This window comes from Nonomuraea sp. H19 (genome assembly GCF_052068215.1).
GTDB lineage: Bacteria > Actinomycetota > Actinomycetes > Streptosporangiales > Streptosporangiaceae > Nonomuraea.
In genome coordinates this window covers 188,023-201,707 of sequence record NZ_JBQHCV010000021.1, presented here as the reverse complement: position 1 = coordinate 201,707, position 13,685 = coordinate 188,023, and the positions used below count along the sequence as shown (strand labels likewise).

Sequence of the window (13,685 nt, the reverse complement as noted above, 5' to 3'; positions counted from 1 at the left end):
CGGGGAAATCTCTCCACATTTCCCTTTCCACCACCTGTCTCCTTATTCAGGACGGGAGAGATTTGACATTTTTTGCTGGTCCGTTAACTGAAGAGGTGGCGGCTGAACCAGTCGCGAGCCAGCTCGGCCACCTCTTCCAGAGCGCCCGGCTCCTCGAACAGATGAGTGGCGCCGGACACGATGTCCAGCCGGTTCTCGCAGCGCAGTTGCCGCTGGGCGGCCCGGTTCAGCTCGAGCACCGGCTCGTCCAGCTGGCCCACGATGAGCAGGGTGGGCGCGGTGACGGCGGCCAGGCGGACCTCCGCGAGGTCAGGGCGTCCTCCCCTGGAGACCACGGCGGAGATGTCGGCCTCCCGGTCGGCGGCCGCCCACAGTGCCGCCGCGGCCCCCGTGCTGGCGCCGAAATAGCCGATGCGCGCGGCCGGCGCCTGCTTGTGCATCCAGCCGGTGACCTCGCGCAGCCGCTCGGCGAGCAACTCGATGTCGAAGACGTTGCGCCGGTCGATCTCCTCGGCGGGGGTCAGCAGGTCGAACAGCAGCGTGCCCAGGCCCGCCTGGTTGAGCACCTCGGCGACGAAGCGGTTGCGCGGGCTGTGCCGGCTGCTGCCGCTGCCGTGCACGAACACCACGATCCCGTCGGTCTCGCCCGGCAGGACCAGCGTCCCCGGCAGGTCGGCGGCCTCCGTCGGCAGGCGTACCTCCTCCACCCTCATGGGCCGGGCGCCGGCGCGGCGCAGCAGCTCGACGACCTCGTCATCACCGAGCTGGCGGAAGTCGTGGTACCACAGGCCGATGCCGCCGAGGTCCGCGGGCGTCTCCAGGCAGATCACCTCGTCGGCGTCGGAGCGAAGGCGCTCGACGGCCTCCGGCGGGCACACGGGCATGGCCAGCACGACCCGCGAGGCGCCTTGGGCGCGGGCGACCTGGCACGCGGCCCGGGCCGTCGAGCCGGTGGCGATCCCGTCGTCCACGATGACCGCCGTCCTGCCGGTCAGAGGGATCTTCGATCGCCCGGTGCGTACCTGCTCGGCGCGGCGCTGGAGCACCGCGCGCTCCTTCTCCTCCACCCGGTCCATGTCGTCGGGATCCAGGTGGGCGACCCGGATGATGCTCTCGTTGATGACACGTACGCCTTCCTCGCCGATCGCCCCGAAGCCCAGTTCCGGCTGGAACGGGACGCCGAGCTTGCGCACCAGGATGACGTCCAGCGGTTTCCGCAGGTCCTGGGCCACCTCGAAGGCGACCGCCACCCCGCCCCTGGGCAGTCCGAGCACCACCACATCCTGATCACGCAGGTGGTGGAGCCGGGCGGACAGGCGGCGCCCTGCGTCTGTGCGGTCGGCGAACATATCCGATCACCTCCGGCTGCTGTCCCCACAAGCCCCCTGCCCACCGCGGGGCAGCGGTCACCCGGTTGCGAAATACGCCGTCCACCGGCCGGTCAGGCCGGCCTTGCGCCAGCCGGTGACGTACGGCGGCGGCTGGACGTCGTTGTGGACCACGACCACCTGGTCTCCACGATCCAGCGCCTGGCGCAGCTGCTCGGGCGGCCGGTCGCCGAACCGCTGGATGATCCCGCGCGAGGAGCAGCCCAGCAGGTAGCCGAGCTGCACTCCGGACTGGCCGTAGACCAGGCACGGCGGCCGCACGCCCAGGCGGCGCAGGTCCCCGGCCACCCACCGGATCCGCTCGCGGTCGGCCAAGGCGTTGGAAGACATGGCGTAGGCGTAGGCGCCCTGCAGGGCCACATGCGCGAGCACGCCGAGCCCGAGCAGCGCGCCGAGCAAGCCGCTGCGGCCGGCGAATCCGACGACCGCCTCGGCGACGGGCAGCGACAGCAGCGCGTAGGCGGGCATGAGGAAGCGCGGGGCCGCGTAGTCGACATAGAACAGGTACGGCAGCGCCATCGCCACACCGGTGCCCGCGGCCAGCAGCAAAGGGCCGAAACAGGGCGTCCCCCGCGCTGCCCACAGTCCGGCCACCGCCATGACCGGGAGCGCCAGCCACCAGATCAGCGCCACGGGCGAGACCGGGCCGCAGTCGGTGCCGAACCGGCACAGCGAAGGGCCGTCGAGAGCCCTGGCGTGCTCGATGACCGACGCCGTCCAGCCCACGGCGTTGTGCTCGCCCGCGTCCCGCAGCCGCGTCACCATCCCGCCGAACCGCAGCTCCGCCTCGATCAGCCACTGGCCCCAGCCGATCGCGAGGCCGGCGGCGATGCCCGTCAGCGAGGCCAGCCGGCGCCACGCGGGCACGCCCAGCGCCACCATGCCCAGCACCGCGCCCGCGACCAGGGCGTCCGACGGCCGCATCAGCGACATGACGCCGAAGACGCCCGCCAGCCCCAGCGCCGCCGCACCCGACGGGCGCACGACGAGCCCGGCGGCGGCGACGCAGGCCAAGGCCACGTACAGGTTCGGCATCGCCTCGTTGCCGTAGAACAGCGCCAGCCAGGTGCTCGCGAACAGCAGCGCCGCCAGCGGCACGGCGTACCCGTCGCGTACGCGAAGCCATGTGGCGAACGCCGCGAACAGCGCCAGCGACGAGATCGCCGTCAGGTAGAGACGCAGGAGCGGCACCGAGTCGGTCAACGCCACCACCGGGGCCACCAGCAGAGCGGTTCCCTGGGCCCGTGGCGCGCTGAAGATCGCCGGGGGTGCATGGGAGGCGTACTGGCTGGCGTAGACCGCCTCGTCCCACCCGATGCCCGTGTGCGGCGACATCAGCAGCAGTTGTGCCGCGCCGTACAGCAGACTGACCAGGGCGAGCAGGACGTACGGGCGCGTGGCGGCGTCTCTGTCGAGAGCGGCGGGCGCAGGGCGGCGACGCGAAATGGTCATGGTGGTACCCCAAGATCCAGTGGGGGAGACTGGCTATCTACCCGCCTTCACCGGTGTTCATCCGTGGCGGGTCATCCGCGAGAATCTAGGAGCTCGACCCGCTCACCACCCGGAGTGCCTGCTCGAGGTCCCGCACGTCGTGGACCGGCAGCCCGGGGTCGTGCTCGGCGGTGTCCTGCGCGTCCTCGCCGGGCACCAGGAACAGGTCCGCGCCCGCCTCCTTCGCGCTGACGGCCTTCTCCGCGACGCCGCCGACGGGGCCCACCGAGCCGTCGAGGGCGATGGTGCCGGTCGCCGCGATCGTCCGGCCCCTGGCGTAGTCCTTGCGGGCCAGCAGGTCGGCGATGGCCAGCGCGTACGCCACGCCCGCCGACGGGCCGCCCACCTCTTCACGCTGCGCGAAGCGCACCTGGAACGGCAGATCGACGCGCAGGTCGCGGGTCTGGCCGAGCACGCCGATCCCGACGCCCTGGGCCAGCCGGGGCAGCTCGGCGCTGGTGGCGGAGACCTGCCGGGTCGCTCCTCCGCGCTCGACGGTCAGGGTGAACCTGGTGCCGGCGGGGCGGGCGGCGACGGTTTCCTGCAACTGCCACGTGTGGTGGAGATCCCGATGGTCGACGGCCACGATGACGTCTCCCTGCCGGAGCGCGGCGGCGGCCGGCGCGCCCGGGATCACCCCGGCGACGATCACCCCGGACCCGGACACGTTGACCCGCAGCCCGACGGCCCTGGCCGCCGCCGCGGCCGCCACCTGCCGGCTCTGCTCGTAGAGCCGGCGCTGCTGCGCGACATAGTCCTCTGGGGACGTCCCGGCCGGCAGCACCGACGAGGCCGATACGACCTCGCGATCCGGGCGGACGCCGGCGATGGCCGCTTCCACGGCGTTGGGCTGCTCCAGCCGTACCGTCGTCGCCAGGTAGCGGCCGTTGACCTGGGTGACGTCCCGGCCCTGGACGGTGACGTCCCGGGAGACGTCGAAAGCGGGCCCGGGGGAGACCACGACGACCGGTGGCTGGTAGAAGAACGCGCCCCCCACCAGCAGGGCCAGCACGACGATCGCGACCGCCAGGAAACGCCCCCGCCGCCGCTCGCCCGGGTCCTCGGGCAGCCCGCGCGCCAGCCGTACCTGCAGCGTGTGTGCCACGTCCGAGGTGGACAGCACCCCCAGCACCCTGTCCGCCGCGTCGACGACCACGGCGCGGCGCCCGTCGTCCCTGAAGAGCTCCAGCGCCTCGGCGGCGTCCTGCTGCGCCGGCAGGACCGGCACCTGGTCGCGGCCGAGCATGATGTCGCCCACCGTACGGTCCTCCCGCTGGTCAGGCGGGACCATGGCGGCCTGGCTCAGCGTGACCAGGCCGCGCAGGCGCCCTTCCTCGGTGACCGGGAACGCGGAGAATCGCGCCTTTGCCGCCGTGTCGAAGAAGCGGTCCACACTGATGTCGGGATCGACGGTGACCGGATCGGGGCGCATCATGTCGCGTACGGTCAGGCCCTGCAGCGATTGGCGGGTCACCGCGTCGTCGGCCTCGGCCTGGGCCGCCTGCGCCAGGAACCAGCCCAGCACGAGGAACCAGATGCCGCTGAAACCCGTGGTGGTGAACAGGCTCAGCACGCCCAGAGCGGCCAGCACAACCCCGAACGCCTTGCCGACGCCGGCCGACCACTGGGTGGCGCGCAGGTAACTGCGCTGCCGGTGCCACAGCCAGTCACGCAGCACCCGGCCACCGTCCAGCGGCAGTGCCGGCAGCATATTGAACACCAGCAGCAGCAGGTTGATCCGCCCGAGGTAGTCGGCGACCCCGACCACCGCCGCCGGCCACCCCATGGCCCGGCCCACGGCCATGACCAGATAGAACAGCCCGCCCAGCAGCAGCGTGACGACCGGTCCTGCGATGGCCACCCGGAAGTCCGCGCCCGCCGAGGCGGGACGGCCGCGCAGGTGGGCGACCCCGCCGAGGAGCCACAGCGTGATCTGCCGGATCTCGATGCCTTCGCGCTGCGCGGTGAGCGCATGTCCCAGCTCGTGGAGCAGGACGGAGACAAAGAAGATCACCGTGGCGACGATGGCCATGACGAGATAGGCCGAGCCGGGCAGGCCCGGATAAGTGCTGGGGAACAGTCCAGCGGCCAGTGACCACACCACCAGCAACGCGATGAACAACCAGGACCAGTGGGCGCCTATCGCGATGCCGCGTACCCGGAGAAACCAGAAGGTAGACCTCATGGTGCCACCTCGACGCAGGGGCTTGTCAGGCCCGAGCTACCCCGCTCGTCCGGGCTTAGTCAGCACGCCGTCGGGGGCGCCGCCGGCTCCGCTGGAGCCGGCGGCCTGGACGGCGTCGGGACCGCAAAACCGATCGGCAACCCGCCTCAGGTCGCGTTGGTGTTCTGTGCGGCCTGGTAGACGGCCATCGCCTCGTTTCCGAAGAAGGGGCCGAACATGAAATCGGGGGCGAAGTTGTACTTGAAGCTGTTGACGGAGTTCAGCCAGCCGAGCCCGGTGGACTCATTGAACCCCTGGAACCACGGGCCGCCGCTGGACCCGCCGGTCATGTTGCAGCGCAGCCCCAGGTCCCTGGTCATGACGGTGTCGTCGAACGTGCGCCCGCTGCAGTAGATGAGTCGCGAGCCGTCGAAGGGAGCCGCCGCCGGGTAGCCGAAGGAGAACATCTGCCGCCGCCTGGGCTGGTTGAACGCCACCCCCTGCCCGCCCACGACGTCCGTCAGCGTCCGTCCCTGCAGCGGCGCCACCACGGCGGCGGCGACGTCGAAGTTGATGTCCTCGTTGGCGTTCCACTGCGGCGTGGTCATCAACCTGCTGGCCACCCACGTGCCGAGCGGGCGGCGGCCGTTGTCGAAGCCCGGGACGAACACCCAGTTGCGGTGGAAGGCGCCGTCCAGCTTCACGCAGTGTCCCGCGGTCATCACGACGCTCTCGTTGGCGCTGGTCACGGCCGTACCGGAACAGGAGGAGTTGCCGCCGTCGGCAGTCGTGAAGAAGACCCGTCCGACCGTGCGCACGACGGCGCCGCCGTCGGTCCACCGGAGGCCGGGGCTGTTGGGGATCAGTGATTGCCGCTGGTATGAGGCGCTCTGGACCGTCGGCCCTGCGGTGACGGCCGAGGTGCCCTGAACCCTCCAGGGGCTGCGCCGGGTCGTGGTGGACGAGGCGCCGCGGGTCGCCCACGGGTCGCCCTGGGTCGGCCCGCTCGACCGGGTGCGCCGCGGCGCGGGCGCCGCCAGCGGCTGCGCGGCCAGCATGCGCTGCGACGTCCAGTAGCTCTGGACGGTCCTGCGCTCCGACCACGAGTCCGTGGCGGACCACTCGACCGGCCTGGGGTCGAGCCCGGACCAGGCTTTGGCCTGGGCGGCGCCCGTGGGGACCAGGGCGCCTGCCATGGTGACCGCGACGGCGGAGAGCAGGGCGACTCTGCGGTGCATGACGTACCTCCCGAAAACCGGAATCTGCCGCTTGGAGGTACGTACGGCGACATCCATTGCGCTCAAGGCATGCAGATATGGATATGGGAGGAATACGCGCTGAATGCGCAGCGATACTGCGGGTCAGGCCGGCTCACGCCCGGCGCCCTGTGACTACGGCCGGGTCGCGCGGACGTAATACAGCAGGTACGGCAGGTCGCCTTCGGACTCCACCCGGAAACCGGCGTCGGGGATCATGGTGCCGAGCAGGTCGCGCGGGTCGTGGCGCATCGCGGGGCCCGAGAGCACCCCGACGAGGTGCCTGGCCAGGCGGTTGGCCGGCGGCCGGAACTCGGCGACGAGCAGCCGCCCGCCGGGCCGCAGCACCCGGAACATCTGGCGCAACGCCTCCGGCCGCGCCCCGACGGGCATGTGGTGCACGGCGAGGCTGGAGACCACCAGATCGAACGAGCCGTCGGGGAACGGCAGGCGCTGTCCTTCGCCGCGTACGTAAGTGCAGTTGCCGGGGTTGCGTCTGGTGGCGTAGTCGATCATCGCGGGGGACGGGTCGAGCCCGGTGACGTGGCCGCCGGGTTCGACGACCGGGGAGAGGATCCGGGTCAGGTAACCGGTGCCGCACCCGACGTCCAGGACCCGGTCGCCGGCTCGCGGCTTGGCCGCGATGGCGACGCGGGTGAAGGCGGCCCGGCGAGCGCCCATGAAGCCGATCGAGGCGAAGATGTCGTACGCCCGCGGGTGGTCGATGGTGCCGCCCTCGTCGGCGTGCTCCGCGTGGTTGTGCAGCAGCTTTCCCAGGCCCATGGCGTTTCCTCCAGTGTCGAACAGTGTGTTCGGTTATGAATCATGCGTTCATAATGGAGCCTAGGCAATGCGCAGATCGGCCGCGCTGTGCCGTACTGAACAGGGGGCGGGAAAGTGTCCGGAGACCGGCGGGTGCGGCGCACGCGGCGGAGCATCCAGGAGGCGCTCGTGGCGCTGATCCTGGAGAAGGGCTATGACGCGGTGACCGTCACCGACATCATCGACCGCGCGGACGTGGGCCGCTCCACCTTCTACTCGCACTTCACCGACAAGCAGGACGTGCTGTTCAGCAACCTCGACGAGCTCCCCCTGCTCCCTCCCGCACCGGTCGGCGGATCCGGGGAGCTGTTCGCGTTCAGCCTGCCGATGTTCGAGCATGTGCGCGAGCAGCGGCAACTCGTCCGGGCGCTGCTGGGACGGCGCAGCGGCGGGCTGGTGATGGCGCGCGGTGAGCAACTCCTCAGCGCCATCGTCAAGAACGAGCTCGTCGCCGCCGGCGCGCGGGCGTCGGCCTCGCTCGACCTCCTGGTGACGTGCGTGGTCGGCGCGTTCACAGGACTGCTGCGGGCGTGGGTGGACGGCGAGACGAGCGCCTCGCCCGCCGAACTGGACGCGGCCTTCCGCGCGGCCGTTGAGCCCGGCGTGCGGGTGGCCCTGGGAGAGCCCCGCACAGTTTGACGAGTCAACCCGATATTGACTTCTTTTCGCCGGCTCTTTCCCGGTACGGGGAATTCGAATTCGGCGTGGCAGGGCGGCGTCGCGTGCGACAGCTGTCAAGATCGTATCGGTCGGATTTGGTCTCGCTCCGCGGGCAAGCCGCGTAGGCCCTGCGGATCGGCCGACCATGCGTCGCATTCCGAGAGGAACGGTACATGTTCACGCCCATTTCCCGGACCAGAACTCACGCCACTCCCGCCCCACGGAAAGCGCGCCGATCGATGAAGAGAATGACGAGGCCGGCGATGCGCGGCGCGCTTTCGATGACTCTGGTCGCCACGTTGGCTCCGGCGGCGAGTGCGGACGACGATCGCCGCCGCAGCAACGTCCGCGTCGAAATCGACGGCGACAAGTGCGGGCCGCGCATCTTCTTCAAACTCCATCGGCTCACACCGCGGAACTTCTTCGTGCCGCGCACCCGCTTCATCGACGGTCCGGGCGGCTCGATGACCGTGTCGGTCACCCGGGAACACGAAGTGCTCGCGTTCGTCGAGACCGAGGGCGAGAAGCAGATCGAGTTCAGGGACGCGAGGGAGTCCGGGACCACCACCGAGAGAGGGTCCGAGACCACCGTCGAGAAGGGGTCCGAGACCACCATCGAGGGGGCGATCGAGACCGCCATCGAGAGGGCGACCGAGATCCCCACCGACTCGGGAACCCAGACCACCACCACGCGGCAAACCGATACCGCCACCAGTAGTGAAACCGAGACCACCAACAAGAGCGAAACGGATACCGCCAGCAAGAGCGAAACCGTGACCGACACCGACGAAGTGGTCCGCCGCCTGCGCAAGTTGGGGCTGCCGCACCTCGAAGAGCGGCACATGGTCTTCACCGGACACGAATACACCCAGGAGATCAGCGAGGGAATGTACGGCAACATGTGGTATCGCGTGTTCGGTTACCGCATCGGCTTTTCCGCCTGGTCGGTGCTCGGCACGTGCCGCCACGTCAAGATCGCCACGGGAATCGCCAACGTGCCCGCGAGGGTGGAGGGCTGGCGATACTGGGAGACCAAGCACCCGATGTTCAAGGGCCGCCGGTTGTCCGTCAAGTAGCCGCTCGGTTGCCAGGCCGAGCCCGGGGTATTTAACTGGGTTTGAGGAGCGCCGGGAGGCGCACTGTTCCGGTGCTCGTGCCGCGAATTCCACGGGGGACCATCATGTCCATCCAGCATTACCTGGGCGTCGCGATGTTCCGCCCACGGTTGACCGGTGTCTTGCCGATCCCGTCTCCGGGACCTGACAACGAATCGTCTCGCTCGCGTCGCCGCCGGCGCCGTCGCCGCTGACGTGCCGGCGCTCGCGTATCCGGCCGCGCCGGCATCCCGCCGGCGCGGTCGCGTCCGGTTCAGGGAAGGGTGAGGAACTTGCCGAGGAACCGCCGGGCCGTGGTGGTGTCGAGACGGTAGTCGTAGTTGGTTCCCTTGCAGTCGTCGTCGGCTCCGCTGATCGACGTGGCCACCAGGAGGTGCGAGTCGGGCCCTCCCAGGAAGTTGGGGCCGCCCGAGTCGCCGAAGCAGGTGCTGCCGTCTTGTGCGGACTTCACCGAGAGGTCGAGCCATCTGCGAGAGAGGGCCTTGAAGGAGATCGAGGCCTTGTTGCGCTGGTCGGTGTAGTGGAACTGCCTCTCGCGCGCCTTCTTGGTAGGGGCCAGCGAGCCGTACCCGACCGGGGTGAACCGCGCCGTCTTCAGCTCGTTGTCCGCCTTGAGGCGATCGAGCATGCCCAGCTCGGGCAACTGGGCGGGCTTGATGCCCGGGATGGGCTTGCTGAACATGACCACGGCCATGTCGTGGAACTCGGACTCTTCCCTGAATCGCGGGTCCGGCACGTAGCGGCCGGTGTAGAGCGTGGCCCCGGGTTCGTACTGGGCGGCGAAGGTGACCTGGGCGGTCTTCTGCTTCGGTTTCCCGCAGTGGGCGGCCGTGAGGAAGACGGTGGGCGAGACGAGGGTGCCGGTGCAGTACGTCCACGTGCCGTCAGGGTGCGCCTTCTCGGCGACGAGGGCTCCGACTTCAGGGTGTGCGTTTCCGTCGGCGGAGCCATTGGTGATGGCCGTTGCGGGTGTGGCGGCACCCATGAGGAATGCAGCAACAATCACGACAAAAGGGACAAAACGCATTCCAGGAGTGTAGCCGTCTGTACCCTCCATATGACAAAACGGTGTAAAAGATCTACTCGACGGCTGTCAGATCGCCCGGCTACGCCGGTCGCGTCCCTCCCGGAGTCCTTGCTGCCGCCCATCCGGACGATCGCGGCGGTGGCGTCAGCCGTGGGCAGGCCGGCGATGGACTGACGCAACGCCGCTTTGTCGATCGGCGGGATCGGGCTGAATGACCGCCGGCGGGGGACAGGGGCTCGGCGTCGGCGTGGCCGCCTGGATCGCCGGTGCGACGGATTCGCACTCACTCCTGCGAGGGAGCGCCCGAATCGCTCGCACCGGCGATGTCCGCGCCCCCTCGGACAGCCGACGATTTACCCCATGAACCCCCGAATCGCCTTCATCGCCGCGCCTCTGCTCGTGCTCGCCTACGGTGTGATCCGCATCCTCGACGGTCTCGACGGCGGCCGGGGACCCGGCATCGCCTGGACCACCGGCCATCTCGCGTTCATCGCGGCCCTTGTCCTGTTCGTCCCCATCTTCTGGCGGATGCGGAGCATGGCGGGGCGCAACGCCCTGTCCACCGTGAGCGCGGTGGCCGGGACCGCCGGCATCGTGGCCCTTCTCGCGCAGTTCGGCATCGACATCGTCGTCGGGTTCCTGTCCGCGGACCGTGCCGGGATGGGCGTCCTGTTCGAGCGGATCCAGGACGTCCCCGGCGTGTCGATCGCGGTCTACGACGGCGGCCCGTTCCTGTTCTATCTGGGCCAGCTCGCCCTGGTCGTCCAGCTCGCCGTCATGCGCCGGGTCAAGGCGTGGACGCCGGTCCTGGTCCTGATCGACCTCGTCCTGCCGTTCGTGGACAAGGACCTCATTCCGGTCGGCGCGGTCTTCCTGCTGGTGTCGTTCGTGCCGCTCGCCCGCGAAGCCGCCGCCGTCCCGGCCAAGCCCGCCACCGTCCTCGCATGACACAGAGGGCAAGATTGGACCTCGTGTCCGATCTACCGTTCTTCGACCCGATTCGCCGGTGGTCGCGCACGCTGCCGCCGATCTGGCTGGACGCGGGGCTGGCGGCGCTGGCGCTGTTCGTGCAGCTGTGGCCGCTCCTCTCCCGCGAGAACCCGTACGGCGGGCCCTGGCACTGGTGGGGATACGTCGTCGTGGTCGCCGCCACGGTGCCGCTGATCTGGCGGCGCCGCGCGCCGGTGATCGTCCTGATGGCCACCCTCACCGCGACGGCCTGCTACGACGGCGTCGACGAGGTGGCCGCCCAGCCCATCTGGTACGGCGGCCTGGTGGCGCTCTACACCCTCGCCGCCTATTCCACCCGGTGGACCCGCGTGACCATGCTCCTCATCTCCGTCGGCGGCGGCCTGCTCCTGGTCGGCTCGTCGGAGACCGCGCTGCGCGGCGTCGTGCTCTTCGTCGCCGCCTACGCCATCGGCCGGGCGGCCGCCGCCTCCCGGGCCCACGCCGCCGCACTGGAGGAGCGGGCCGCTCAGCTGGCCCGTGAACGTCAGGCCGAGGCCGAACGGGCCGCCGAACGCGAGCGGGCCAGGATCGCCCGCGACATGCACGACATCCTGGCCCACGCCGTCAGCCTCATGGTGGTCCAGGCCGAGGCCGGGCCGGTGGTGGTCAGGAGCAACCCGGCCAGGGCGGAGGCCGCCTTCGACGCGATCGCCGCGGCCGGGCGCGACGCCATGGACCAGATCCGCCGCCTGCTGAACGTCCTCAAGGAGGACCAGGGCCCGCGAGCGCCCCAGCCCACCATCGCCGCGCTCCCCACCTTGGCCGATCAGGTCCGAGCCACCGGACTCAACGTGACATACTCCACCTCTGGCCGGCCGGGGCAGCTGTCTCCGGACACCGAGATCGCCGCCTACCGGATCACCCAGGAAGCCCTCACCAACATCGTCAAGCACGCGGGCGCCACCCGCGCCGACATCGTACTCACCTGGCAGGACGACGCTCTCATGATCGACATAACCGACGACGGCCGCGGTGGCGGTCCGGCCCTCCCCTCGGGCGGCAACGGCTTGATCGGCATCCGCGAGCGGGCCTCGGCCTGCGGCGGCACCGCCGCCATGGGCCGGCGCACCGACGGGCCGGGCTTCCGGGTTCTCGTACGGCTTCCGCTGCTCGGCCGGGTGGCGGCCGCATGACCGTGCGTGTCGTGATAGCCGACGACCAGGAGCTGGTACGCGCCGGGTTCAGCATGATCCTGGACGCCCAGCCGGACATCGAGGTCGTCGCCGAGGCGGGTGACGGCGCCCAAGCCATCGCGGCCGTCCGCGCGCACCGTCCCGACCTCCTCCTGCTCGACATCCGCATGCCCGTCATGGACGGCATCGAGGCGGCCCGCGTCGTCTGCGCGGACAGCGACTGCCGCGTGCTCATGCTGACCACGTTCGACCTGGACGACTACGTCTACGACGCGCTGCGCGCGGGGGCGAGCGGGTTCCTGCTCAAGGACGTCCGCCGGGACGACCTCGTCCACGCCGTACGGGTGGTCGCGGCCGGCCAGTCCCTCCTCTCGCCCTCGGTCACCACGAAGCTGATCGCCGAGTTCACCTCCAGAGCGATCGCCCGTCCCGCGGCACCGCCGTCGGAGCGGCTGGCCGTACTGACGGCGCGCGAACAGGAGACGCTGCGGATGATCGCGCGCGGCCTGTCCAACGCGGAGATCGCGCAGACCATGGTGGTCAGCGAGCACACCGTGAAGACGCACGTCAGCAACGTGCTGACCAAGCTGGGGCTACGCGACCGGGTCCAGGCCGTGATCGCCGCCTATGAGACCGGCCTGGCCGTCCCCGGAGACACGCACGGATAATCGCTTGCCGTCGTCAGTATGCTCATTCCGTTTATGGAGAGAGAGGCTGATCGTGGGCGTTGTGTGGGCGGCGCTGGCACCGGCGAACATTACTGAGATCGCGGACCTCGCGCACAAATGCATGACGCACGACGGCGGGCTCGAGGCCACCACATCGCAAGCCTTTCTGGCGCGTCGATACGCCGGCGCCGAGGTGACGGCAGTGGGCGCCTTCGACGACGGTCACCTGATCGCTTGCGGAGCGGTGCGCCCCGTGAAGGACGCCGCCGCGCTGGTCGGCCTCGTCGACCCGGACCACCGCGGGCGCGGCCTGGGCTCCAGACTTCTCGACCAGCTCATCGACGTGGGGAAGCAACGGTCGCGGCGCCTTCAGGTGGAGACCGAGTTGCTGACCCCGGAAGCCCACGAGCTTTTCGTGTCGCGGGGTTTCACGCAGGCATTCGCCGAAGACGTCTACCGTTGCGACCTGACGTTTTCCCTTCCGCCCTTTCCACTTCCGCAAGACATTCGGGTCGAAGAATGGACGGAAGGCAACCAGGGCGCTTTCTACGCGGCCTACCGGGCGTCTTTCGCGGATCGTCCCGGCTTTCCCGGCTGGTCACAGACCCAGTGGGCCGACTGGCTGGTCGACGACGAATTCCTGCCTCAGTGTTCCCTGGTGGCGCAGACCTCCGACGGGACGCCCGTCGGTTTCGTGGCCTGCGCGCAAGGCTTCCTGATCCAGGTCGGCGCCGTACCGGAATGGCGGCGGCGCGGCCTCGGACGAGCACTCGCCGTCGCCGCCCTCGAACGCATGCGTAAGAACGGCGACACGGAAGTCTTCCTGGACATCAACGTCAACAACCCCGCGTCCGCCGCCCTCTTCCAGGGGCTCGGATTCTCCGCGATCGCCCGCCGCGCCCGATACGAGCCCGCCTCGTAGGGGTCCCAAAGGGCCACCGTGCTCGTGG

Annotated in this window: 12 protein-coding genes; 6 read left to right on the top strand and 6 right to left on the bottom strand. The window is 70.1% G+C overall.

Annotated elements, in window-relative coordinates:
• Positions 1-83: 83 nt before the first annotated feature.
• The 5 genes from ACTMTI_RS38420 to ACTMTI_RS38400 form a co-directional block, all read right to left on the bottom strand.
• Positions 84-1,349, bottom strand: a complete 1,266-nt coding sequence (locus tag ACTMTI_RS38420) for a phosphoribosyltransferase family protein (RefSeq protein ID WP_441125619.1) — start codon at positions 1,347-1,349, stop codon at positions 84-86.
• Between the two features lie 57 nt (positions 1,350-1,406).
• Positions 1,407-2,840 carry a hypothetical protein gene (locus tag ACTMTI_RS38415; protein WP_441125618.1) on the bottom strand — a complete coding sequence of 478 codons (1,434 nt, stop codon included), beginning with the start codon at positions 2,838-2,840 and terminating at the stop codon, positions 1,407-1,409.
• Positions 2,841-2,925: 85 nt separating this feature from the next.
• Positions 2,926-5,064, bottom strand: a complete 2,139-nt coding sequence (locus ACTMTI_RS38410) for a site-2 protease family protein (protein WP_441125617.1) — start codon at positions 5,062-5,064, stop codon at positions 2,926-2,928.
• A 146-nt stretch (positions 5,065-5,210) separates the two neighbouring features.
• On the bottom strand, positions 5,211-6,281 hold the full coding sequence (locus tag ACTMTI_RS38405) for a trypsin-like serine peptidase (protein WP_441125616.1): 1,071 nt from the start codon (positions 6,279-6,281) through the stop codon (positions 5,211-5,213).
• Positions 6,282-6,434: 153 nt separating this feature from the next.
• A complete protein-coding gene (locus ACTMTI_RS38400; RefSeq protein ID WP_441125615.1) occupies positions 6,435-7,082 on the bottom strand; it encodes a class I SAM-dependent methyltransferase in 648 nt (215 codons plus the stop codon).
• Positions 7,083-7,196: 114 nt separating this feature from the next.
• Between ACTMTI_RS38400 and ACTMTI_RS38395 the strand changes: the two genes are divergently transcribed.
• On the top strand, positions 7,197-7,760 hold the full coding sequence (locus ACTMTI_RS38395; RefSeq protein WP_441125614.1) for a TetR/AcrR family transcriptional regulator: 564 nt from the start codon (positions 7,197-7,199) through the stop codon (positions 7,758-7,760).
• 284 nt (positions 7,761-8,044) lie between these two features.
• The gene (locus ACTMTI_RS38390) at positions 8,045-8,857 is read left to right on the top strand and encodes a hypothetical protein (protein WP_441125613.1); all 813 of its coding nucleotides are present in this window, start codon (positions 8,045-8,047) and stop codon (positions 8,855-8,857) included.
• Positions 8,858-9,149: 292 nt separating this feature from the next.
• Here the strand turns inward: ACTMTI_RS38390 and ACTMTI_RS38385 are convergent, their stop codons facing one another.
• Positions 9,150-9,902 (bottom strand): trypsin-like serine protease, encoded by a 753-nt coding sequence (locus ACTMTI_RS38385; RefSeq protein ID WP_441125612.1) that lies wholly within the window; start codon positions 9,900-9,902, stop codon positions 9,150-9,152.
• Positions 9,903-10,283: 381 nt separating this feature from the next.
• Between ACTMTI_RS38385 and ACTMTI_RS38380 the strand changes: the two genes are divergently transcribed.
• Genes ACTMTI_RS38380 through ACTMTI_RS38365 form a run of 4 tightly spaced genes read left to right on the top strand, consistent with a single transcriptional unit; the run spans position 10,284 to position 13,657 of the window.
• Positions 10,284-10,871, top strand: a complete 588-nt coding sequence (locus tag ACTMTI_RS38380) for a hypothetical protein (protein WP_441125611.1) — start codon at positions 10,284-10,286, stop codon at positions 10,869-10,871.
• A gap of 23 nt (positions 10,872-10,894) precedes the next feature.
• Positions 10,895-12,067 carry a sensor histidine kinase gene (locus tag ACTMTI_RS38375; RefSeq protein WP_441125610.1) on the top strand — a complete coding sequence of 391 codons (1,173 nt, stop codon included), beginning with the start codon at positions 10,895-10,897 and terminating at the stop codon, positions 12,065-12,067.
• Positions 12,064-12,735 carry a response regulator gene (locus ACTMTI_RS38370; RefSeq protein ID WP_441125609.1) on the top strand — a complete coding sequence of 224 codons (672 nt, stop codon included), beginning with the start codon at positions 12,064-12,066 and terminating at the stop codon, positions 12,733-12,735. Before ACTMTI_RS38375 ends, ACTMTI_RS38370 begins: the two co-directional genes overlap by 4 nt.
• Before the next feature lie 52 nt (positions 12,736-12,787).
• A complete protein-coding gene (locus ACTMTI_RS38365; protein WP_441125608.1) occupies positions 12,788-13,657 on the top strand; it encodes a GNAT family N-acetyltransferase in 870 nt (289 codons plus the stop codon).
• Positions 13,658-13,685 lie beyond the last annotated feature (28 nt).